The organism is Halorubrum tebenquichense DSM 14210 (assembly GCF_000337415.1).
Taxonomy (GTDB): domain Archaea; phylum Halobacteriota; class Halobacteria; order Halobacteriales; family Haloferacaceae; genus Halorubrum; species Halorubrum tebenquichense.
This window is the reverse complement of the sequence record NZ_AOJD01000061.1, coordinates 46569-66337: the sequence shown is the minus strand read 5'-3', so window position 1 is coordinate 66337 and position 19769 is coordinate 46569. Positions and strand designations below refer to the sequence as shown.

Here is a 19769-nt window from a genome sequence, read left to right as displayed (position 1 = left end):
TAATTCCTGGCGAAAAGCAGAGGGATACGCCACGAACACGAGGATTTTTATCGACAGCGGCCCTGCCGACGCGTACATGAACGCCGGTGGGGACCACGGCGGCGACGAACCGCGAGAGAAGTGCGGGGTCGTCGGCGTCTCGCTCGAAGACCGGGAGGCCGCGCGCCCGCTGTACTACGCGCTGTACGCGCTCCAACACCGCGGGCAGGAGTCCGCTGGGATCGTCACGCACGACGGGTTCCAACAGCACAGCCACGTCGAGCGCGGCCTCGTCGGCGACGCGTTCGAGGAGGGGGACCTCGAATCGCTGTCCGGCGGCACCGGTATCGGTCACGTCCGCTACCCGACCGCCGGCAGCCTCGACAAGAGCTGCGCCCAGCCGTTCTCGGTCTCGTTCAAGTCCGGGTCGCTCGGGCTCTCGCACAACGGGAACCTCGTCAACGCCGACGAGGTGCGCGACGAACTGGCGGCGGCCGGCCACGCCTTCACCTCCGACGGCGACACCGAGGTGATCGCCCACGACCTCGCGCGCAACCTCCTCGAAGAGGACCTCGTGCGCGCCGTCAAACACACGATGAACCGCATCCACGGCTCCTACTCGCTGGCGATCACCCACGACGACACCGTGTTGGGCGTCCGGGATCCGCTCGGCAACCGCCCGCTGTGTCTCGGGAAGATCGACGGCGGCTACGTCCTCGCCAGCGAGTCCGCGGCCATCGACACGCTCGACGGCGAGCTGATCCGCGACGTGCGACCCGGCGAACTCGTCGTCTTGGACCCCGACGGGACCGGCTACGACACGTATCAGCTGGTCGAGCGCGACGCGACCGCCCACTGCTTCTTCGAACACGTCTACTTCGCCCGGCCCGACTCCGTCATCGACGAGAGCCTCGTGTACGAGGTGCGCCGCAAGCTCGGCCGGAAGCTCTGGGAGGAGTCCGGCGTCGAGTCCGACGTGGTGATGCCCGTCCCCGACTCCGGTCGCGCGTTCGCCTCCGGCTACGCCGACGCCGCGGGCGAGACCACGGCCGACGGCGACCTGCGCGAGTCCGACGACGGCGGCGTGGAGTTCGCGGAGGGGCTGATGAAGAACCGGTACGTGGGTCGGACGTTCATCATGCCGACCCAAGACGAGCGCGAGCGGGCGGTCCGGCTGAAGCTCAACCCGATCCGCTCGACGGTCGAGGGGAAGTCGGTCACCATTATCGACGACTCCATCGTCCGCGGGACGACCTCGACCCAGCTCGTCGACCTGGTGCGCGAGGCGGGCGCGGAGGAGGTCCACCTCCGGATCGGCGCGCCGCCGATCCTCGCCCCCTGCTACTTCGGTATCGACATGGCCACGCGCGACGAGCTGATCGCCGCCGACGCCTCGACCGAGGAGATCCGCGAGCAGGTGGGCGCGGACTCGCTGTCGTACCTCTCCGTCGACGCGGTCGCGGACGCGCTCGGCGAGAGCCGCGCGGACCTCTGTCTCGGCTGCGTCACCGGCGAGTACCCGTTCGACGTCGAGGGCGAAGCGACCGACCGCGACGTCGACGCGCCCGTTTCGGACCCGACTCCGGCGGACGACTAACCGCCGTCGCTCCCCTTTTCAGCGACCCGTTTCGCTTCGATCGGCACCCTCCAAGCGGGCGGACGCCCGACCTCCGACGCGGTGGTGTCCCGAATAAGTTCGGGTCGAATCCGACCGCTCGGGACGTATCGGGGGCTTAAATACGCTCACGATCAGACGTGGGGGTATGAGATCGAACGCCGACGCGACCGCCGCGGGCGACGACGCCGGGTCGATGAGCCGTCGCGGGTTCTTCCGCGCCGGGGCCGCCGGGGCGGCGGTCGCCGCGGGGGTCGCCGCCGGGAGCGGGAGCGCGGCCGCCCAGTACGACGGCTGGCTGGAGGGTGTCAGCAACTACGACGGGACGCACGACTACACCGGACAGGACGAGGTCACCGTTCAGGTCGGGGCGGGCGAGAACGGCCTCCGGTTCGGTCCCGCGGCCGTCCTCATCGATCCGGGCGCGACGGTCGTCTGGGAGTGGACCGGGCAGGGCGGCGCGCACAACGTCGTCGCCGCCGACGAGACGTTCGACAGCGGGGAGACGGTCGCCGAGGAGGGGACCACCTTCGAGTACACCTTCGAGGACGCCGAGGAGGGCGACACGTTCAATTACTTCTGTACACCGCACCGCGGAGCCGGGATGAAGGGCGTCGTCGCGGTCGGCTCCGTCGACGACGACCTCGTCGACCCGCAGGCGGAAGGCGACGGCGGGGACGGGGGATCCGGCGGCGGTGCGGCCGGGTACGGCGACTGGTTCGAGAACGTCGGCAACTACGAGGGGACCCGCGACCTCCGCGGACAGAGCGAGGTGACCGTTTCGGTCGGCGCGGGCGAGAACGGCCTGCTGTTCGACCCGCCGGCGATCCTGATCGATCCGGGCACGACGGTCGTCTGGGAGTGGACCGGGCAGGGCGGCGCGCACAACGTCGTCGAGGAGAACGAGGTCTTCTCCAGCGGAGAGACGGTCGCGGAGGAGGGATCGACCTTCGAGTACACCTTCGAGGACGCGGGCGAGGGCGACGTCTTCCGGTACGTCTGCGAGCCGCACGCCGGAGCCGGAATGAAGGGGGCCGTCGCGGTCGGGACGGTCGACGACGACCTCCTCGGCGGCGACGGCGGGTCCGGCGGCGACAGCGGCCTCTCGGCGGGCGACATCGGGGCCCTCGCGCTCGGCTTCGGGTTCGCCGGCGCGCTGCTGGTTCCGCTGTTCTACGCCGCACACCAGAAGGCCGAGAAGAACGCGTAGGGACGCCGTCGCTCGCGCGGGTCGGACGCGTCGGTGCTTTTCTGCCGTTCGCGGTCGCGGTCGGTGTCCGGTTACGGAGAATCAGGGAGAAAGCCTCGCGCTTCAGCGCGGGGCGGATGTCAACCGTTGCCGCCGCGAGTCGCGCCGCTCAGTAGAGGTGATACAGCAGCAGGTACACGCCGATCCCCATCGCGAACGAGATCAGCCAGAGGACCGCGCCGACGAACCCGACCTGCGAGTGCCGCGTGTGGTAGAGTTCCTCGAACGGCCGGGTGGCGGCGAGCAGGAGCGCGTGGATGACGAACGGGACGCAGACGATCGCGAGCAGGATGTGGATCGCGAGGAACGGCAGGTAGAGATACGTGTACACCGCCTCCGGTCCGACGAACTCCGTCGTCCCGACGTGGATCAGCCGGTAGAGGTACGCGCCGAGGAAGGCCGTAAAGAGCGCGAACGAGGTCACCATGAAGTTCCGGTGGCGCGTCACGTTCCCGCGCGAGATGGCCCGCCAGCCGAGCAGGATGGTGGCGATGGCGGTCGCGGAGACGGCGGCGTTGAAGTGGGGGATCGCGGCGAGGACGGCGTCGCTCGCGCGCGGTAGCATCGAACTCGGAATGATGCCGCCGACCGCGCCGAAGACGAGCGCGAGCGCGACGGCGGACGCGGCGGCGGTCAGGACGGAGACGTTCTCGCGGGCCCAATCGGACATGTGCGTGCGATGGGACGCGACCCCCAAACGCGTGCCGGTTGCGGCCGGCCGTCCGCCTGAGAAACTCCGGCACGGCACCCGCGAATGGAAGGGCTTTTAATCTGGGGAAAGGTAGGAGGAGACGCGACAAAAGACCGCGAGCGTGGGTAGCCAAGCCAGGCCAACGGCGCAGCGTTGAGGGCGCTGTCCTGTAGAGGTCCGCCGGTTCAAATCCGGTCCCACGCATCGCAGGGGTCCACCCCCGAACGATGCACGGTGTTGTCTCTACGACAGCACCCACGCACAATTCCTTCCGAACGCTACCCGACGAGTGGTTACTCGACCGCATGCGATTGCGTAGGGTGACCTTGAATAGCCACTACTCGCCAGCCGCTTGCTTATAAGTGGCTGACAGCGAATCGACCGTGAACACCTCCGAAGCCCCAGCCGTGAGAACGCCGGACGCTCGCTGCGGTCCTTGTCACTCGCTCCGCTCGTTCCTGCGGTCCTTGCGTCGCCTCCGGCGTTCTCACGGCTGCCCCTTCGAGTCCCACCCCGAACCGCACGGCACAGCACCTCACACCTCCCCAGCCTCGTCGCTCGCTCTGGGCTCCCTTCGGTCGCCCACCCGCTCGCGACTCCCTCGCGCGTGCGACTCACGCCCTCCGGGCGCTCGTCGGCACGCGCCACCGCATCGTTCATTTATATATCACTCCGTGGTCAGCGGAATCTAGGCCTCATCCTGACAATCGGTCACCGTTCGCGCGAACTGCCACCCTTTTAGTCGCGCCGCGTCGGAGTGAGGCGTAATGAGTACGGACGCGACCCCCGAGTACGACTACGAGGAGCTTGGGCTCGTCGCCGGCCTGGAGATCCACCAGCAGCTCGACACGGAGACGAAGCTGTTCTGCGACTCCCCGACCGTCGAGCGCGACCCCGAGGAGGCCGACCGGTCGATCACCCGGCAGCTTCACCCGACGAAGAGCGAACTCGGCGAACTCGACGACGCGGCGATGGAGGAGAGCCGCGTCGACCGCGAGTTCACCTACCTCGCGTACGACACCACCTGCCTCGTCGAGGAGGACGACGAGCCGCCGCGCCGCGTCGACGACGAGGCGCTCGCCGTGGCGCTCCAGATCGCCGACCTGCTCGACCTCTCGGTCGTCGATCGGGCCCACGTCATGCGGAAGCTCGTCATCGACGGCTCGAACACCTCCGGCTTCCAGCGCTCGATCCTGCTCGGACAGGACGGCGAGATCGAGACCGAGTCGGGGTCGGTGTCCGTCGTCGACCTCATGCTCGAAGAGGAGTCCGCGAAGCGCGTCGAGGAGACCGACGACGGCGTCGTCTACTCGCTGGACCGCCTCGGCGTCCCGCTCGTCGAGATCGGAACCGGACCGGACATCCGCAGCCCCGAGGGGGCTCGGAAGGCCGCGGAGCGCATCGGAATGCTGCTCCGCTCGACGGGCGCGGTCAAGCGCGGACTGGGGACGATCCGGCAGGACGTGAACGTCTCCATCGCCGACGGCGCGCGCGTCGAGGTGAAAGGCGTTCAGGACCTCCAGGGGATCGAGGACATCGTCCGCGGCGAGGTGGGTCGGCAGGCCGAACTGCTCGCGATCCGCGACGAGCTCCGGGAGCGCGACGCGAGCGTCGGCGACGTCTCCGACGTGACCGACGTCTTCGCCGACACCGAGTCGGGCGTCATCCGCGGCGCGCTCGACTCGGGCGGCAAGGTGACCGCGGTCCCGCTCTACGGCTTCGACGGCCTCGTCGGCCGCGAGATCCAGCCGGACCGCCGGCTCGGCACGGAGTTCTCCGACCACGCGAAGCGCCACGGCGCGGGCGGCGTCTTCCACACCGACGAGCTGCCGGCGTACGGCGTCACCGAGGCGGAAGTCGCGGCGCTGCGCGACGCGGTCGGCGCGGGCGACGAGGACGCGGTCGCCATCGTCGCGGCCGACCCCGAGACCGCCGACCTCGCGATCGAGGCCGCGGCCGAGCGCGCGGAGACGGCCATCGAGGGGGTCCCGGAGGAGACGCGCGGCGCGAACGACGACGGCACGACGCGGTACCTCCGCCCCCTGCCGGGGGCCGCGCGGATGTACCCCGAGACGGACGTGCCGCCGGTCGAGCCCGACCCCTCGGACGTCGAGACGCCCGAACTGCTCGACGAGAAGACCGAGCGGTACGCCGACGAGTTCGGGTTGGACGCCGGCCTCGCCGAGCAGGTCGCGTTCGGTCAGCGGTTCCCGCTGTTCGAGACCGCGGTCGAACGCGGCGTCGACCCCACGTTCGCGGCGTCGACCCTCGAATCGACGACGACGGAGATCCGGCGCGACGGCGCGCCGGTCGAGAACCTCACCGACGACCACTTCCTCGCGCTGTTCGACCTCGTCGAGGACGGCGACCTCGCGAAGGAGGGCGTCCCGGAGGTGCTGACGACGCTCGCGGAGGACCCGTCGCTGTCCGCCGCCGAGGCCGTCGAAGCGGCCGGCCTCTCGGGCGTGAGCGAAGCGGAGGTCCGCGAGGCGGTCGTCGAGGTCGTCGAGCGCAACGCCGACCAGATCGAGGCCGAGGGGATGGGCGCGTTCTCCGGGTTGATGGGCGAGGCGATGGGCGCGCTCCGCGGGAAGGCAGACGGCGAGGTCGTCTCGGACGTGTTGCGCGAGGAGATCGGGAAGCGGTCGTAGCGCGCTCCGCGCCGGTCAGGCCCGTTCTTTACGTGTTGGGAGGTACAGATCCGATTCGAGAGGGACCACCGAATGGCAGACTCGCCTTCGCCCGACTCTTCGGACGATTCGTCCGCGCCCGATCCTCCCGCCGAGCCGGCGACCGCCCGAACGTCTGGTGACCGGGTCTTCGACGTGACCAATCGGTTCATCCACGGCGTTGAGCTGGCCGCGGCGGCGCTTTTCGCCCTCCTGTTCGGGATCGGGGTCGTCGACCTCGCGATCCAGATCGCCGAGTCCGTTCCGACCGGCGCGATCACCGACCCGAACGTCGTCATCGGATTCATCGAGACCGGACTGCTCCTGCTCATCATCGTCGAGGTGTACGAGACGGTCGTCGCCTACATCGAGCAGAGCGACACCCGGCGGATCGTCCGGTTGGTGATCTACACCGGCGTCATCGCGATGGTCCGGAAGGTGATCATCTACCGGACGACGGAGTACGAGTCGGCCGAGAGCGCGCTGTTCGCCGCCGTGTCGTACACGATCATCATCCTCGGGCTGGTGGCGCTTTTGTACGTCGAGCGCTCGGTCGGGAACCCGTTGACCAAGTGACCACATACCCGCTCCTCGAAACACGTTCTCCACGCAACATTTTTTCGCTCCGACACGGAACCCGTCCCCATGAGAGAGCCGTTCGATCCGGGGTTCGACTTCGGCCGCGGGACGGTCGCGGCGCTCGCCGCGGCGACGGTCCTCCTGTGTGCGATGGTGCTGTTCGTCGTGGACCGCCCCGCGTGGATGCTCCCGGCCGCCATCGCCGTCGGCGCGCTCGCGACGACGCTCGGCGGGTTCTACGACGCGAGCGCGAACAACGCCATCCTCGGCGTGGCGCTCGCGACGCTCCCGCTGTACGCGCTCGTGTTCGTCTACCGGATCGGGGGCGTCCCGACGCCGGACACCCACCCAGACCTGCTGTTCGCCACCGCGGTCTACTCGGCGGGCGACATGCTCGGCTACGTCCCCATGATGGCGGTGTTCGCCTACGTCAGCGCCACCGTCACCGACCGCCTCCGGCGGCGCTTCGGGCCGCCGGTCGGCTACCCCGACCGCGGAGAGACCCGCCGGATCACCGGTCTCAACGACGAGACGCGCTGACCGGGCCGTCGGCGGGCCGGTTCAGTCCGTCAGCTCCTCGATCAGCGTGTCGAGGTCGTACGTCGCCGGCGCGCGCGACTCGTCGCGCAGCGTGGCGATGGTGAACGTCGAGTTCGTACGCTCGACCTCGGGGATCGCCTCGAAGTCGCTGATGAGGCGCTCGACGGTGTCCGACGAGGAGAGCCGCGCGAGGACGACGAAGTCCGTCTCGCCCATCGTGAAGAACGCCTCCGTGACGCCCTCGACCGCGAGCAGCTCGTCGGCGAACTCCTCGTAGGGGCCCTCGTAGCTCGCGAGCACCTCGACGATGACGGTGACGCCGAGGCCGAGCGCCTCGTGGTCGAAGTCGTACAGGTCGTTCTCGATGACGCCGTCGTCCCGCAGGTTGTTCAGCCGGTAGTGGATCGTCGACACCGGGATTCCGGTCTCCTCGTGGAGCCGTTCGGGGCTCCCGGTGCCGAGATCCGCGATGGCCTTCAACAGCCGCACGTCGCGCTCGTCCATACCCCGCGATGGGACCCCGGTCGGTTGTATATGTCGGCCGACAGGCTTGGAGTCGAGTCCAATATCCGGGGGCGACCCGACACCGAATTCGGATCTGATTCGTATGTCTGATTGTTCATCCCGATATCCGAGAGATCTAAGAGTGTAGTTTAACTATCACCGTGTATTTCGAACGGATAACGAATGAAGCTGTCAAAGCTGCTCTCTACTCCGGAAGCGATCGTCGGCGCGTTCCTCCTCCTCGCGACGCTGTGGGGCACCTCCTTCGTCGCCATCGAGGCCGGCCTCCACTACTTCCCGCCGCTGCTTTTCGCCGGCGTCAGGTACGTCGTCGCCGGCGCGGTCGTGCTGGGCTACGCCGCGGTCGCCGCGGACCGGTGGGTCCCGCGGGGCCGCGACGAGTGGCTGGGCGTCGCCGTCGCGGGCACCTTCGTGATCGCGGCGTACCACGGCTTCCTCTACCTCGGCGAGATGCGGGTCTCCGGCGCGGTCGCCGCGGTCGTCGTGAGCCTCGCGCCGGTGTTGACGGCCGTCTTCGCGGCCGCGCTCCTCCCGAACGAACGGCTCGGTCCCGTCGAGATCGGCGGGTTCGCGCTCGGGATCGTCGGCGTGGTGGTGATCGCCGATCCGGCCGCGTCCGGACTCGGCAGCGCGGCCGTCGTCGGCGTCGCGCTCGCGTTCGCGGGCGCGGCCGCCTTCTCGCTCGGAGCCGTCCTGCTCCGCCCCCTCCGGACCGACCTCCCCGTCGCCGCGCTTCAGGGGTGGGCGATGGTCATCGGGGCCGGCCAGTTGCTCGTCGCCGCCGTCGCGACCGGCGAGTCCCCCGCCGCGATCGTCTGGAACCAGACGTCGATCGCGTCGCTCGCGTACCTGACGCTGTTATCCGGCGTCGTCGCGTTCCTCCTGTACTTCGCCCTGCTCGACGCCGTCGGCCCGTCGCAACTCCACCTCGTCGGCTACGCGGAGCCGGTCGTCGCGGCGGTCGGGAGCTGGGTCCTGCTCGGCCACCTCGTCGACGCCGAGGCGCTGATCGGCTTCGTCGCGATCCTCGCCGGCTTCCTCGTCTTGGAACGCCACGAGATCGCCGACTACGTCGGTTTCGACGAGCTGTCCGAGTGACGAGACCGAGGGCCGCCAACCGACAGAAAGGGTTCCCGACCGTCCGCCGATCACTCGACGTCCTGACTCAGTCCCGCGCGCAGGTCGCGGCCGAAGTAGTGGCCGAGCAGCGCCAGTAGCAGGCCGACCCCTCCGCCGACCGCGACGAGCGGGAGCCCCCACTGCGAGAGGTAGTCGATCCCGATCGGGAGGAAGCCGACGCCGAGGACGCTCGTCACCGCGCTCACCGCCCCCGCGGCGGCCCCGGCGACCCCGGTCTCCGCGTACCGGCGCGCCGACGCGACGAGGCCGAACAGGAACGCGGCGACGAACACGCCGCCCGCGGTCCCGATCGTCCCGCCGATGAGCGGGATCAGGCTCCCGGCGAAGACCCCGACCGCGACCGCGAGCAGCGCGAGCGCGAAGGCCTTCCCCGAGAACCACCGCCCGGAGACCCCGATCCTGCCGGCGTCCTCGTCGCTTCCGGCGGTCGGTGCGCTCGGTTCGGCGGTCGCGGGGCCGTCGGATTCGACGACGGAGTCTCCCTCGCCGCCGGCGAGGTCGTCGTCGAGGAGGTCGTCGAGGTCGTCCATCGGGTCGCCCTCGGACGACTCGCGCTCCTTGGAGGGTTGCATACCGGAGCGTTCGGCCCCGCGGACTTGGCTTTTGTGCCGTCCGCCGTAGCCCGATGGCGTGTGACGCGGTACCGTTCGCCGTTTCACCGGAAACGTGGTGTCCGGTCCGGGTCGTCTCGGCGCGTGTTCGGGACCAGATCACTCCCCGTCCGATTCCGGATCGGGCCGTCGGCCGCCCCACACGCGCTTGTCGACGAGCGCGACCGTCATCGGGCGGTCGACCGCGATCTGACAGGAGAGCCGCGGGTAGCCGAACCGGTCGGCGAGCCGGTCGTGCCAGTGGTCGGCCGGCGGTCCCTCCCGGACGCGGACCCCGCAGGTGGCACACAGCCCCCGCCCGCCGCAGTTGAGCCGGCGCGTCGCGGGCGCGTACGGCGACAGCCCGGCGTCGAGCAGGACCCGCCGGAGGTTTCGGCCGCGCTCGACGTCGAGTTCCGTCCGCTCGTCGCCGTCGACGACGACGAGGGGGACCGTCTCCGTCCCGCCGTCGGCCCCCTCGTCACTCTCTCCGGTGGCGTCGCCCTCGGTCATCGTCGGCCCTTCGCGCGCCGGGCACAAAGCGTCCGGGACCCGGAACGGCTTTCGGCGCGGGCGTCGCAACTGGCGGTATGGACACGCGGCGCGCGCTGCTCGACGCCCTCGCGGCCGACGACGGCCCCGTCTCCGGGCCGGCCCTCGCGGAGTCGCTCGGGGTCTCGCGGGCGGCCGTCTGGAAGGCGGTCGAGGGGCTCCGCGAGGAGGGGTTCGCGGTCGAATCGACACCGGACGGGTACGTCGCCCCCGGCGACCCGGGCTACTCCGGGGCGGGCATCGCGTTCGGCCTCGACGCGCCCTACTCGGTGGAGTATCACGACCGCATCGGATCGACGAACGAGCGGGCGCGCGAACTGGCGGCGGACGGCGTGACCGACATCGCCGTGGTCGCCGACGAGCAGACCGGGAGCCGGGGTCGTCTCGACCGGGAGTGGGTGGCCCCCAGTGGCGGCGTCTGGCTGTCGGTCCTGACGCGTCCCGACGTGCCGACGGCGCGCGCGCCGCTCTTCACTCTCGCGGCCGCGGTGGCGACGACCGACGCCGCCCGCGAGGCGGGCGTCGACGCGCACATCAAGTGGCCGAACGACGTGCTCGTCGGGGCCGACGAGAACGGGGAAGCGGCCGACGAGTCGGACCCGACCGGTCGCGGTGGTCGAAAGCTCGCGGGGATCCTCACGGAGATGGAGGGCGAGGCCGACCGCGTCGGCTGGCTCGTCGTCGGCGTCGGCGTCAACGCAGACATCGACCCCGAGACGCTGCCCGAGGGCGCGACCTCCGTGTCGGCCGAGCGCGACGGCCCGGTCGACCGCCGCCGCTTCGCCGCGACGCTGCTCGAACGCTACGCGGAGCTGACGGCCTCGCCCGAGGCGCTGGACCGCGTCCTCCCGGCGTGGCGCGAGCGATCGGCCACGCTCGGCCGGCGCGTCCGCGTCGACACCGCGGACGGCTCCGTGGAGGGGACCGCGGTCGACGTCGCGGGACCGGGGGCGCTCGTGGTCGACACCGAGGAGGGACGGCGGCGCGTCCACGCGGGCGACTGCGAACACCTGCGCGACGCGGAGTGAGAGCGGCCGGCGGCGTCGATCCCCCCCCCGAGCGTCGCGCGCGGTCAGCCCGTCTCGGTCGCGTCGAGCGCCGAGCGGTTCCCCGTCTCCGCCCCGGGCCCGGTCTCCGGTTCCGCCTCGGAGCCGGTCCCCGTTTCCCCTCCCTCGGACGCCGTCGCCGACTCGGCCGCGCTCGCGGCGTCGTCGTCCCCGATCCGGACCGTCAACACCGGGACCGACGAGCCGCGGACGACCTTCTCGGCGACGCTGCCGAGGAGGAGCCGGTCGATGCCGCCGCGGCCGTGCGTTCCCATCACGACGAGATCGCAGCCCGTCTCCTCCGCTTGGGTGATGATCTCGCGGCTCGGCGAGCCCTCGACGACGGCGGTCTCGACGTCGACGTCGCGGTCGGCGGCCAACTCACAGACCGTTGAGAGCGCCGCCTCGCCGTCGTCGTACAGCAGGTCGCCGACGCCCTCCCACGTCGTCTCCATCGGCATCCCGGCGTACCGCGCGGTGTCGACCACGTAGATGGCCCGGACCGTCGCCCCGTGGACCGCGGCGAGGTCGAGCGCGTGGCACACCGCCAGCTCCCCCTCCGAGGAGCCGTCGGTCGGAACCAGAATCCGGTCGTATAGGGGCATGTTCACGTGTACCATGACACCGACGACTGATAACCCTTTGCGGTTCTTGCCGGTTTCTCGCGGTCGACCCCGTCGGACGGCTCGGTGCGCGTCCGACGGCGGTGCGCGTCCGACGGCGGTGCGCGTCCGACGGCGGAGCGCGTCCAACGGCGGTGCGCGTCCGACGGCGGAGCGCGTCCAACGGCGGTGCGCGTCCGACGGCGGAGCGCACCACCCCGGGGACGCGTTTATCCCCCTCCCGGCCGACGGGACCGTATGACCGACGAGATCCACCTGTCCCGCGTCGAATCGGCGCTCGAAGACCGCGCGTACCCCGCCGACCGCGAGGCGCTCGCGGAGTCGTTCGCGGGCACGACGGTGCTTTTCGCCGACGGCGAGGGTGACCTGGGCGACCTGCTCGCCGACGTCGACCAGGAGACGTTCGAGAGCGCCGCCGACGCGGTCGCGGCCCTCCAGAACGTTCTCCCGATCGAGGCGGTCGGCGAGCCGGGCCAGTCCGACGGCGACGCCTGAGGGGGCGACGCTCGGTCGGCGGGCCCGGCTCGCCGACCCGCCGCCGTTCGTCACCGACACCCACGCCACGGCCCGTCTCGCATCGCTTTTTACGCCGCGTCGCCCACCGGTGGTAATGAGCTACCGGATCGGACTCGTCGGCAAGCCCTCCGTGGGGAAGTCGACGTTCTTCAACGCCGCGACCATGAACGACGTGCCCGAGGGGGCGTACCCGTTCACCACGATCGACCCGACCGTCGGTGAGGCGTACGTCCGCGTCGACTGCGCCGCCCCCGAGTTCGACGAGACCTGTACGCCGAGCGTCGGGGTCTGCCGCGAGGGGACCCGCTTCGTGCCCGTGAAGCTCGTCGACGTGGCGGGGCTCGTCCCCGGCGCGCACGAGGGGCGGGGGCTGGGCAACCAGTTCCTCACCGACCTCAACGAGACCGACGTGTTGATCCACGTCGTCGACTTCTCCGGGAAGACCGACATCGAGGGCGAGGCGACCGAGGGCCACGACCCCCGCGAGGACATCGACTTCTTGGAGGAGGAGCTCGACGCGTGGTACCTCGACGTGTTAGAGAAGGGGTTAGAGAAGTTCGAGACGCGGTACCACGGGGCCGACGCCGCCATCGAGGCGGAACTCGCCGACCAGATGTCAGCGTTCGGCACCGACAAAGACCGGATGAAACGCACCATCCTCGCGCAGGACCTCGAACTCGACCCGGAGACGTGGGACGAGACGGACCGGATCGAGCTGGCCCGCGAGATCCGGAAGCGCACGAAGCCGATGGTGATCGCCGCCAACAAGATGGACACGCCCGAGGCGCAGGCCAACTGGGAGACGATTACGTCGGACCCCGACTACGACCACCTCTCCTTCGTCCCCGCCTCCGCCCACGCCGAGAAGGCGCTGAAGAACGCCGACGAGGCGGGCGTCGTCGACTACACGCCGGGCGCGAGCGACTTCGAGGTCGTCGGCGACGTCTCCGGCGAACAGGAGTCGGGCCTCGATCAGATCAACGAGTTCGTCGCCGAGTACGAGGGAACCGGGGTCCAGGGCGCGCTCGAGTCCGCCGTCTTCGACGTGCTGGGCTGTATCGCCGTCTTCCCGGGCTCTGCGAACGGGAGCAGTGACGAGAAGGGCGTGTTCCGCGACTGCTTCATCCTCCCCGAGGGGTCGACCACCGAGGACTTCGCGTACCACATCCACTCGGACATCGGCGAGGGGCTCCTCCACGGCACCGACTGCCGGAGCGGCCGGCAGGTCGGGACCGACCGCGAACTCAGCCACCGCGACGTGATCGAACTGGTCTCGACGAACCAGGCCGCGCCCTGACCGGCTAGAACGGCGCGGTCCCGCCGCCGTCCCCCTCCGTCGCCGGGCCGAACTCGACCGCCGGCGTCGGGTCGCCTCCCTCGTTCTCCGCGACCGCGTCGGGGACCGGCTCGTACCCGTCCGGCCCGCGCCGGGCGAACTCGCGATCGTACGTCTGGAGGTATCGTATCTGCCGTGAATCTAAGCGGTATATCGAGCCGAGGAGGAACTCGACCTCGTCGACGACTTCCTTCACCCCCTTCGCCCCTCGGTAATCGATGTCGCCGCTCGACTCGACGTGTCGGTGCAGTCCCGCTTCGAGGAGGTTCGCGTAGTGCCGAATCAGCGGTCGCCAGGGAGCTAGCTCCGACCGCGCCGGGACCGGGAACCGCCGGAACCGGCTCTTCCCGAAGTCCTGCATGTTCCCGTAGGTCATGTGGTAGCCGTACAGCAGCGAGCTGTTCGCCGCCAGATACGCGAAGTCGCGCGCGGTCTCGGTCGGGAAGCGGTACTCCTTCATGTTGTTCAGGTCGTCGCCGCCCCTGGTCGCCACCAGCCAGTAGTTGAACGAGCGACGGTGGCGGACGCGGTACGGCGAGTCGTCGACCTCCCAGTCGCCGAGCGTCCGCGGAATCTCCGAGAGGCGTTCGAGGATGCCGCGTTTCGTCCCGTCGCCCACCTTCGGGAACGCGTCGAAATCGCCTCCCGGGTCGCCTCCGATCCGATCGCGGAGGACCAGATCGGCGGCCGGGCTCAGGTCATGCGACGTGATCGTCGCCTCGCGCGACTCGTCGGTGAACCTGAGGAGGTCGCTCGACCGGATCGCTCCGGACGACGTCTCGGAGCCCTCCGCGCTCCCGTCGCCCGACCCACCCGACCCGCCCGACCCGACCGGCCGACCGGTGAGTATCGTCGGGTTGATCTCGACGCGGCTCCCCGACCGGTCGAACACCTGCGACGGGCGTCGGGCGAACGACGACACCTCGGCGGACTCGAATCCGTCGGTGATGAGGTCGTGCTCGGCTCCGCGCTCGCTGCTCGACAACAGGCCGACGGTCACGACGTTTCCGAAGAAGCCGTCCGCGGACAACAGGTCGAGTTCGCGCTCGACGAAGTTGCCCGCGATCTCGCCGCTGCGTAGCTCTCCGTACCCCTCTCCGGTATCCATCGGCGTCAGGAGGCGCTTCTCGCCGTCGGTCAGCAGGTCCCCGTACGGAGGGTTCCCGAGGACGACGTCGAAGTCGAGCGCGTACCCGGCGTCGGTCTCCGTGACCGCCTCCGGAAACTCGGCGATCCAGTGGAACGGTCGCCCCGGGACGTCCGCTAGGTCACAGGGGAGCGGTCGTCGCTCGATCTCCGCGAAGACGACGTCCTCGTTCAGCACGTCTCCGAGGTCACGGACGAGTCGATCCCGCGGTTCGTCGGACCGCGTCTCCAGCGCCCGTTCGCGCTCGCCGACGTCCAAGTTCGCCGTGGTTCCGGTGCGGAACACGTCGAAACCGGCGGCCTCGAGGGCCGACCGCTGTGCCGGCGAGAACTCGCCGCCGCCGGCCGGTCTCGCCTTGACGTGCCGGACGTTCGGATGGACTTCCTCGGAACCCGGTACCGAGTCGACGAGGCGACGGAGATCCTCGCGGCTCTCGACGCCCTCGTCGACGACCGTCTCGGACAGCCGCGAAACGTACCGCTCGTCTAATTCCGCTCGGACGTTTCCGGTCAGGGAGCCGCGTCGCTCCTCCCGGGCGTCGTCCTCGGTGTCCGCGTCGAACTTGTACGCCAGCCGCCGTTCCTCGATCTCGGCGATCTCGTCTCCCCGGACCTGGGTGACTTCGTCTCCCCGGACTTCGGTTCGGTCCGCGCTGCCGGTGACGGGGAAGCCGACCAGCGCGTTCCCGCGCGCGACGTTCGCGTCGACGTTCGGGAGCCGCGCGTACGACGACTTCCACCCGTTGTCCTCGATCACTTTGAGCCACAGGCGGAGCCGCGCGACCTCGGTCGCGGCCCCGTGAACGTCGACGCCGTAGACCCCGGTCAACGCGAGTTCGCGTTTCGCCTCGTACCGGGCCTCGGCGGAGGGTTCGTCGCCGTCGTCGAGACCGGTGAGCAGCTCGACCTGCGCGCGGTGGAGCCGGTCCATCGCCGTCGTGAGGAAGTGCCCGGAGCCGCACGCGGGGTCGACAACCCGGAGCTCCGTCACGCCCTCCAGGGCCGCCTCGATCGCGTCCGGTTCGTCGAACGGGACCGCGACCTCCGCGGACTCGTCCCCCTCGTCCCGCCGGAGGACGAGTCGCTTCCGCGCCGAGAAGCGGTCGAGTATCGCTCCCAGCCCCAGCCGGTCCAAGCGATTTCGAACGGCCTCGCGCTCGTCCGCGTCGTCGAACCGATCGAGGAGGGCCCCGGTGACGGCCGCTTCGATCGCCGGCTCGACCGTTTTCTCCGTTACCCGCTCCGTGACGTCCGACGGCGTGTATATCGCCCCCAGCTCCTCCTTCTGGAGTCCGACGTCGGGCTTCGCGCCGAGGTGGTTGATCACCTTCTCGAAGACGGCCCCGATGACCGACGGGTCGAGGGTTCCGTCCCTCGTCAGCGAGTCCCCTCGCTCCGCGTCCTCCTCGCCCAGCTCTTCGACGATCCGCTTCAAGATCCCGTCTTCCACGTTGTACGCCGCCTCGTTGGGGACGGCGGAGCGGAACAGCCCGTCGTTGAGGCACGGCACCCGATCGCGCCGCGAGTCCGCGTCTCGGAGGTCCGGCGGTCGCTCCGACTTCGGCGTGCTCAGCAGGTCGGCGAACAGCGGTCGGATCTCCGACTCGTAGAGGCTCCGCGGCGGGTCAGACGCCTCGTACCGCTCGATTCGTCCGGACAGGAATCCGCGTTCGATCCCGTCGACCTCCCGCCCTTCGAGGACCCTGACGAACAGCAGCCGGTTCGCGAGCGCGAGCGCGAACCGCCGCCGCTCGGACTCCGGAGTCGACTCGTCCGGCGGCGAGATCGACGCGAGGAGGTTCGTCTCGAACGAGTGTGTCGTCCCCTCGCCGAACAGCAACTCGACGTACCGGTCGTAGAACCCCTCGACCTCCCGTCGCCGCCGTTCCCGCCGCTCTCGGGGGAACCGCCGCAGACGCCGGTCGAGGTTCGCACGACCGAACTGCGCCTCGAATCCAGTCGCCGTCCAGTCCGGCTCGCGGCGAGGGCGCGGAAGGGCGTCGAGCGCGGCCGCTGCGTCCCCGGACCCGGACGCCGCCACCCTCACGTCTTCCAGCGCGTCGCGCACGGCGTCGCGGTCGGCCTCTGCCCCGGTCGCGTCCACGTCGGAGGGAAGGACCGTCTCGTCGAGGCACCCCGAGTCGACGGCCGCGGCCAGCAGCGCCTGTCGAGTGTCGATCGCGGCGACGACCGGATACCGGGTGGCGTCCCCCCGCGCCTCGGCCCTGTGTAGCCGCCAGACGACTCCGTCCGTGGCGATACCGTAGTCCTCGTCCCTGAACGGGCCGACGGACGCCTCGACGCCGTCGCTCGCCGCCGCTGTCTCGCCGATCGCTCTCGCTTCGCCGACGACCGCCCTGTCGACGTTCGCGATCCGGAAGTCCGGGGCCGTCGCGCTCGGTCCGGCCCGCTCTTCCACCGGAGCGCCGAGCCGGAGGTCGGCCGCGTCAAGCAGCGGCCGGACGAGCGTCTCCTCGGTGAACGTCTCCGGCTCACAGTCGAGATCGAAGTCGCTGAGAGGTCGTTCGCCGGTGAGGATCGCTTCGAGCGCCTGCTGGCCGACCGCGTCGTGGAGGTCGGCGACGAACGCCTCGAAGACCGCACGGATCGCGCCGGTCGCCGAGTCGGTCATACCGCCGCACGGGGGCGCGACGGGCACTCCGAGAGATCCATTCGGTACGGCCCTTCCGTCGGACTCGCCTTAGTGCTACTGTCCGCGTCGATTTCGGCGACCGAATCGGTGGCCTCGGGAGCCTCAGTCGCCCGCGACGACGAAACCGACGCCGCGGTCGAGACCGCCGAGTTTTCGGCCGGAAGGCAGGCGCACGCCCGCGGCGGTCAGTTCGGTTCGAGATCGAGCGTGCCGCAGTCCCGACAGCGGTACACGCCCGCGTCGTTTCGGTCGGCGACGCGGAACTCGTGGCCGTTCTCGCAGACGCCGCCGTCGTCGAAGTCTTCGTCGCTCGGCTCGATGTCGGTCGACTCGCAGGCCGGGCAGCCGAACGCGCCGTGGCCCAACTGCGTCGGCTCGACGAAGTAGTGGCCCGTCCGGCAGCGCCCGCCGTCCTCGACGCCGTCCGTGCCCGGCGAGACGTTCTTGACGTTGCACTTCGGGCAGTAGTAGGTCCCGTCGCCGGCCTGCTTCGGCGACGCGAAGTAGTGCCCGTTCGCACAGCTACCCCCGTTATCGAAGGGATCCATACCCCGGGTGACGGCGAACTGGGTGTAAATCCCTTTGGTCGGAGACATTCAGGGTTCTCGAAACGAGGTGGTGGTCGATATCAGAGCATGAGTGGGGAAGTCGTTTACTCTCCTGGATTTAGAGTGACACTCCCAACTCGGCTTGAGGGAGATCACACATCGGAGCTCAATCTAGAAGAGGTAGTAGAAGAAGGAAGTATCGACGGGTACGTCCCAAGGTCTGATGTCAAGGAGGTAGAAGACCACTTGATAATGTCGATGTCACAATGAATACGCGTTGGCAGCTAGCAAGGTTTGAACCGCAATTTTACGATCTCTTACACATGAAGCTACTACTCCCTCAAAATACGTGGTATATATACACAATAGTAAGCGGCCCAGTAATTATTGCCAATAATTCGAATAACAATCGCTGCCACTTTTCTCCCGATTTCGATTCTACTTGTAAAAAGTGTCTAGAAGCGTATGATAGGTTCCAAACTCCAATGAGCATTAGAAATGCGGAGATTGATATTGGTATATACAACACTGGTGACTGTACCGAGATTAATGACTGTAATGATAACGTGAGTAGATCCCCTACGATGGGAAATCCAGAAGCTATCTCAGTGAGCGTTTCAGAATATGGTAAACTTGGAAGATCTGTGAACGAAATACTTCCATATCGTAGTGGAATCTCCCCAAAGAGGGGAATGATCTCTCCTACTAGAAATCCCCCAGATAAAAACAGTATTCCCCTGTATTGAGCTGTTTGGATGAGATTCTTAGTTGGCTCTGACTTACCAAATATCTCCACTCCTGAATCAAATGGGGGAGTACAACTCCTCCAGACGTGGACTAATGTTGTTTTTACTGTGGATATGATCTTGATCAGAATTACAGAAACAAGAGATATGAGCAGAATTTGATGGGGAACAAAAAACACGTAATATACTAAAAATCCGGAGCTACTGGGACTAGCTGGAAAGTACCATATTCGTACTATTTCTAGAACTACTCCAATAACAACGTAGATTAGCCAAGGAAGTAATGAGTAGTATTGGTATTTTATGAGTAGGAAGAGATTTCTATCTACTTGATGCCAATTGTCAAACATGGGGACCGATATCCATGTCCGGTTATTAAATCATTTCACTATATGCGAATATGAGAAGTATACTTCGCCTGCCGACCAAACAGGTCGTTCACCGCTAGATTTATTAGTTATCTGTTGCATGACAAGGATATGGAACGCTAGTCGGAGGCCATCAAGTGTGGTTGCTTGATGGCCATATTAGAATCAAACCAGGGCTCCTTCCCCCAGTAATGGGAGGCTTTATTTTGCGGCTCGGTTCCGCTTCTCGTTTCGGCCAATACTGTAGCTGTTAGTCTTATTGCTCCCAAAATTAGCAGTTCTGACTTCGCGTTCCATCCAGTACATAACCATGAGTAGTAACAATCATCCAACGACGAATTGGGCAGCAGTCGATGTATCACAACAGCAAACAATGTCACCAGAGATCCGGGGGGTTTCGCCTCATCTGGTCGGATCTCCGCGGACTCCAGAGGGTGTGTCAGCATGAGTGCTCCAGCATCCACGGTACACTCCCGATCTCGCTTCGCGGTTCGTAGTGACGGATCGAAGCTATCTGTTCAAACTGCGTGGGAGCAGTCGTTCCCCGTGACAGTCGAAAGTGAGGAGGGAGCACGAACACGGTACCACCCCCCGACCAAAACGCTGCTGTACGCCCGCGGAGGTAGTATCACGACAGTCAAGCGAGCCGACTTCGAAT

Annotated in this window: 18 protein-coding genes and 1 tRNA gene; 12 read left to right on the top strand and 7 right to left on the bottom strand. The window is 68.0% G+C overall.

The window, feature by feature from the left end; translation table 11 throughout:
* Positions 1–76 precede the first annotated feature (76 nt).
* Both purF and C472_RS11855 read left to right on the top strand, forming a co-directional pair.
* A complete protein-coding gene (purF, locus tag C472_RS11860; RefSeq protein ID WP_006630081.1) occupies positions 77–1576 on the top strand; it encodes an amidophosphoribosyltransferase in 1500 nt (499 codons plus the stop codon).
* 166 nt (positions 1577–1742) lie between these two features.
* The gene (locus C472_RS11855) at positions 1743–2804 is read left to right on the top strand and encodes a halocyanin domain-containing protein (RefSeq protein WP_006630080.1); all 1062 of its coding nucleotides are present in this window, start codon (positions 1743–1745) and stop codon (positions 2802–2804) included.
* Positions 2805–2952: 148 nt separating this feature from the next.
* Here C472_RS11855 and C472_RS11850 read toward each other — a convergent pair whose 3' ends face one another.
* Complete coding sequence (locus C472_RS11850; RefSeq protein ID WP_006630079.1) at positions 2953–3513, bottom strand: DUF420 domain-containing protein; 561 nt, start codon at positions 3511–3513, stop codon at positions 2953–2955.
* 140 nt (positions 3514–3653) lie between these two features.
* Here C472_RS11850 and C472_RS11845 point away from each other — a divergent pair.
* The 4 genes from C472_RS11845 to C472_RS11830 all read left to right on the top strand — a co-directional run bounded on the left by C472_RS11845 (position 3654) and on the right by C472_RS11830 (position 7322).
* A tRNA-Leu gene (locus C472_RS11845) sits at positions 3654–3738 on the top strand.
* A 563-nt stretch (positions 3739–4301) separates the two neighbouring features.
* The gene (gene gatE / locus C472_RS11840) at positions 4302–6185 is read left to right on the top strand and encodes a Glu-tRNA(Gln) amidotransferase subunit GatE (RefSeq protein ID WP_006630078.1); all 1884 of its coding nucleotides are present in this window, start codon (positions 4302–4304) and stop codon (positions 6183–6185) included.
* Positions 6186–6257: 72 nt separating this feature from the next.
* Positions 6258–6779, top strand: coding sequence for a phosphate-starvation-inducible PsiE family protein (locus tag C472_RS11835; RefSeq protein WP_006630077.1), 522 nt, complete (start codon positions 6258–6260; stop codon positions 6777–6779).
* Between the two features lie 69 nt (positions 6780–6848).
* A complete protein-coding gene (locus C472_RS11830) occupies positions 6849–7322 on the top strand; it encodes a hypothetical protein (protein WP_006630076.1) in 474 nt (157 codons plus the stop codon).
* Positions 7323–7343: 21 nt separating this feature from the next.
* Here C472_RS11830 and C472_RS11825 read toward each other — a convergent pair whose 3' ends face one another.
* Positions 7344–7826 (bottom strand): Lrp/AsnC family transcriptional regulator, encoded by a 483-nt coding sequence (locus C472_RS11825; RefSeq protein WP_006630075.1) that lies wholly within the window; start codon positions 7824–7826, stop codon positions 7344–7346.
* A 183-nt stretch (positions 7827–8009) separates the two neighbouring features.
* Here C472_RS11825 and C472_RS11820 point away from each other — a divergent pair, with 183 nt between their 5' ends.
* On the top strand, positions 8010–8945 hold the full coding sequence (locus tag C472_RS11820; RefSeq protein WP_006630074.1) for a DMT family transporter: 936 nt from the start codon (positions 8010–8012) through the stop codon (positions 8943–8945).
* Positions 8946–8995: 50 nt separating this feature from the next.
* On the opposite strand, the gene C472_RS11815 is transcribed toward C472_RS11820, so the two are convergent.
* Together C472_RS11815 and C472_RS11810 are read right to left on the bottom strand one after the other, a co-directional pair.
* Positions 8996–9559 carry a hypothetical protein gene (locus C472_RS11815; RefSeq protein WP_006630073.1) on the bottom strand — a complete coding sequence of 188 codons (564 nt, stop codon included), beginning with the start codon at positions 9557–9559 and terminating at the stop codon, positions 8996–8998.
* 138 nt (positions 9560–9697) lie between these two features.
* On the bottom strand, positions 9698–10090 hold the full coding sequence (locus C472_RS11810; RefSeq protein ID WP_006630072.1) for a 2Fe-2S iron-sulfur cluster-binding protein: 393 nt from the start codon (positions 10088–10090) through the stop codon (positions 9698–9700).
* Between the two features lie 77 nt (positions 10091–10167).
* Between C472_RS11810 and C472_RS11805 the strand changes: the two genes are divergently transcribed.
* Positions 10168–11157, top strand: coding sequence for a biotin--[acetyl-CoA-carboxylase] ligase (locus C472_RS11805; protein WP_006630071.1), 990 nt, complete (start codon positions 10168–10170; stop codon positions 11155–11157).
* Positions 11158–11201: 44 nt separating this feature from the next.
* Here the strand turns inward: C472_RS11805 and C472_RS11800 are convergent, their stop codons facing one another.
* Positions 11202–11780: a universal stress protein gene (locus tag C472_RS11800; protein WP_049906587.1), complete on the bottom strand. Its 579-nt coding sequence runs from the start codon at positions 11778–11780 to the stop codon at positions 11202–11204.
* A gap of 255 nt (positions 11781–12035) precedes the next feature.
* On the opposite strand from C472_RS11800, the gene C472_RS11795 reads away from it, so the two are divergent.
* Both C472_RS11795 and C472_RS11790 read left to right on the top strand, forming a co-directional pair.
* A complete protein-coding gene (locus C472_RS11795) occupies positions 12036–12293 on the top strand; it encodes a DUF5789 family protein (RefSeq protein WP_006630069.1) in 258 nt (85 codons plus the stop codon).
* Positions 12294–12408: 115 nt separating this feature from the next.
* On the top strand, positions 12409–13611 hold the full coding sequence (locus C472_RS11790; protein ID WP_006630068.1) for a redox-regulated ATPase YchF: 1203 nt from the start codon (positions 12409–12411) through the stop codon (positions 13609–13611).
* A 4-nt stretch (positions 13612–13615) separates the two neighbouring features.
* Here the strand turns inward: C472_RS11790 and C472_RS11785 are convergent, their stop codons facing one another.
* Positions 13616–17428: an Eco57I restriction-modification methylase domain-containing protein gene (locus C472_RS11785; protein ID WP_006630067.1), complete on the bottom strand. Its 3813-nt coding sequence runs from the start codon at positions 17426–17428 to the stop codon at positions 13616–13618.
* A gap of 206 nt (positions 17429–17634) precedes the next feature.
* The gene (locus tag C472_RS11780; RefSeq protein WP_006630066.1) at positions 17635–17997 is read right to left on the bottom strand and encodes a hypothetical protein; all 363 of its coding nucleotides are present in this window, start codon (positions 17995–17997) and stop codon (positions 17635–17637) included.
* An 87-nt stretch (positions 17998–18084) separates the two neighbouring features.
* Between C472_RS11780 and C472_RS17050 the strand changes: the two genes are divergently transcribed.
* Together C472_RS17050 and C472_RS17045 are read left to right on the top strand one after the other, a co-directional pair.
* The gene (locus tag C472_RS17050; protein ID WP_152420636.1) at positions 18085–18267 is read left to right on the top strand and encodes a hypothetical protein; all 183 of its coding nucleotides are present in this window, start codon (positions 18085–18087) and stop codon (positions 18265–18267) included.
* A 53-nt stretch (positions 18268–18320) separates the two neighbouring features.
* Positions 18321–18743 carry a hypothetical protein gene (locus C472_RS17045; protein ID WP_152420635.1) on the top strand — a complete coding sequence of 141 codons (423 nt, stop codon included), beginning with the start codon at positions 18321–18323 and terminating at the stop codon, positions 18741–18743.
* Positions 18744–19769: the final 1026 nt, after the last annotated feature.

Excerpts from the sequence above, each read along its gene's own strand:
- purF (WP_006630081.1), top strand. The coding sequence starts at position 77 with ATGAACGCCGGTGGGGACCACGGCGGCGACGAACCGCGAGAGAAGTGC.
- C472_RS11855 (WP_006630080.1), top strand. The coding sequence starts at position 1,743 with ATGAGATCGAACGCCGACGCGACCGCCGCGGGCGACGACGCCGGGTCG.
- C472_RS11850 (WP_006630079.1), bottom strand. The coding sequence starts at position 3,513 with ATGTCCGATTGGGCCCGCGAGAACGTCTCCGTCCTGACCGCCGCCGCG.
- gatE (WP_006630078.1), top strand. The coding sequence starts at position 4,302 with ATGAGTACGGACGCGACCCCCGAGTACGACTACGAGGAGCTTGGGCTC.
- C472_RS11835 (WP_006630077.1), top strand. The coding sequence starts at position 6,258 with ATGGCAGACTCGCCTTCGCCCGACTCTTCGGACGATTCGTCCGCGCCC.
- C472_RS11830 (WP_006630076.1), top strand. The coding sequence starts at position 6,849 with ATGAGAGAGCCGTTCGATCCGGGGTTCGACTTCGGCCGCGGGACGGTC.
- C472_RS11825 (WP_006630075.1), bottom strand. The coding sequence starts at position 7,826 with ATGGACGAGCGCGACGTGCGGCTGTTGAAGGCCATCGCGGATCTCGGC.
- C472_RS11820 (WP_006630074.1), top strand. The coding sequence starts at position 8,010 with ATGAAGCTGTCAAAGCTGCTCTCTACTCCGGAAGCGATCGTCGGCGCG.
- C472_RS11815 (WP_006630073.1), bottom strand. The coding sequence starts at position 9,559 with ATGCAACCCTCCAAGGAGCGCGAGTCGTCCGAGGGCGACCCGATGGAC.
- C472_RS11810 (WP_006630072.1), bottom strand. The coding sequence starts at position 10,090 with ATGACCGAGGGCGACGCCACCGGAGAGAGTGACGAGGGGGCCGACGGC.
- C472_RS11805 (WP_006630071.1), top strand. The coding sequence starts at position 10,168 with ATGGACACGCGGCGCGCGCTGCTCGACGCCCTCGCGGCCGACGACGGC.
- C472_RS11800 (WP_049906587.1), bottom strand. The coding sequence starts at position 11,780 with ATGCCCCTATACGACCGGATTCTGGTTCCGACCGACGGCTCCTCGGAG.
- C472_RS11795 (WP_006630069.1), top strand. The coding sequence starts at position 12,036 with ATGACCGACGAGATCCACCTGTCCCGCGTCGAATCGGCGCTCGAAGAC.
- C472_RS11790 (WP_006630068.1), top strand. The coding sequence starts at position 12,409 with ATGAGCTACCGGATCGGACTCGTCGGCAAGCCCTCCGTGGGGAAGTCG.
- C472_RS11785 (WP_006630067.1), bottom strand. The coding sequence starts at position 17,428 with ATGACCGACTCGGCGACCGGCGCGATCCGTGCGGTCTTCGAGGCGTTC.
- C472_RS11780 (WP_006630066.1), bottom strand. The coding sequence starts at position 17,997 with ATGGATCCCTTCGATAACGGGGGTAGCTGTGCGAACGGGCACTACTTC.
- C472_RS17050 (WP_152420636.1), top strand. The coding sequence starts at position 18,085 with ATGAGTGGGGAAGTCGTTTACTCTCCTGGATTTAGAGTGACACTCCCA.
- C472_RS17045 (WP_152420635.1), top strand. The coding sequence starts at position 18,321 with ATGAAGCTACTACTCCCTCAAAATACGTGGTATATATACACAATAGTA.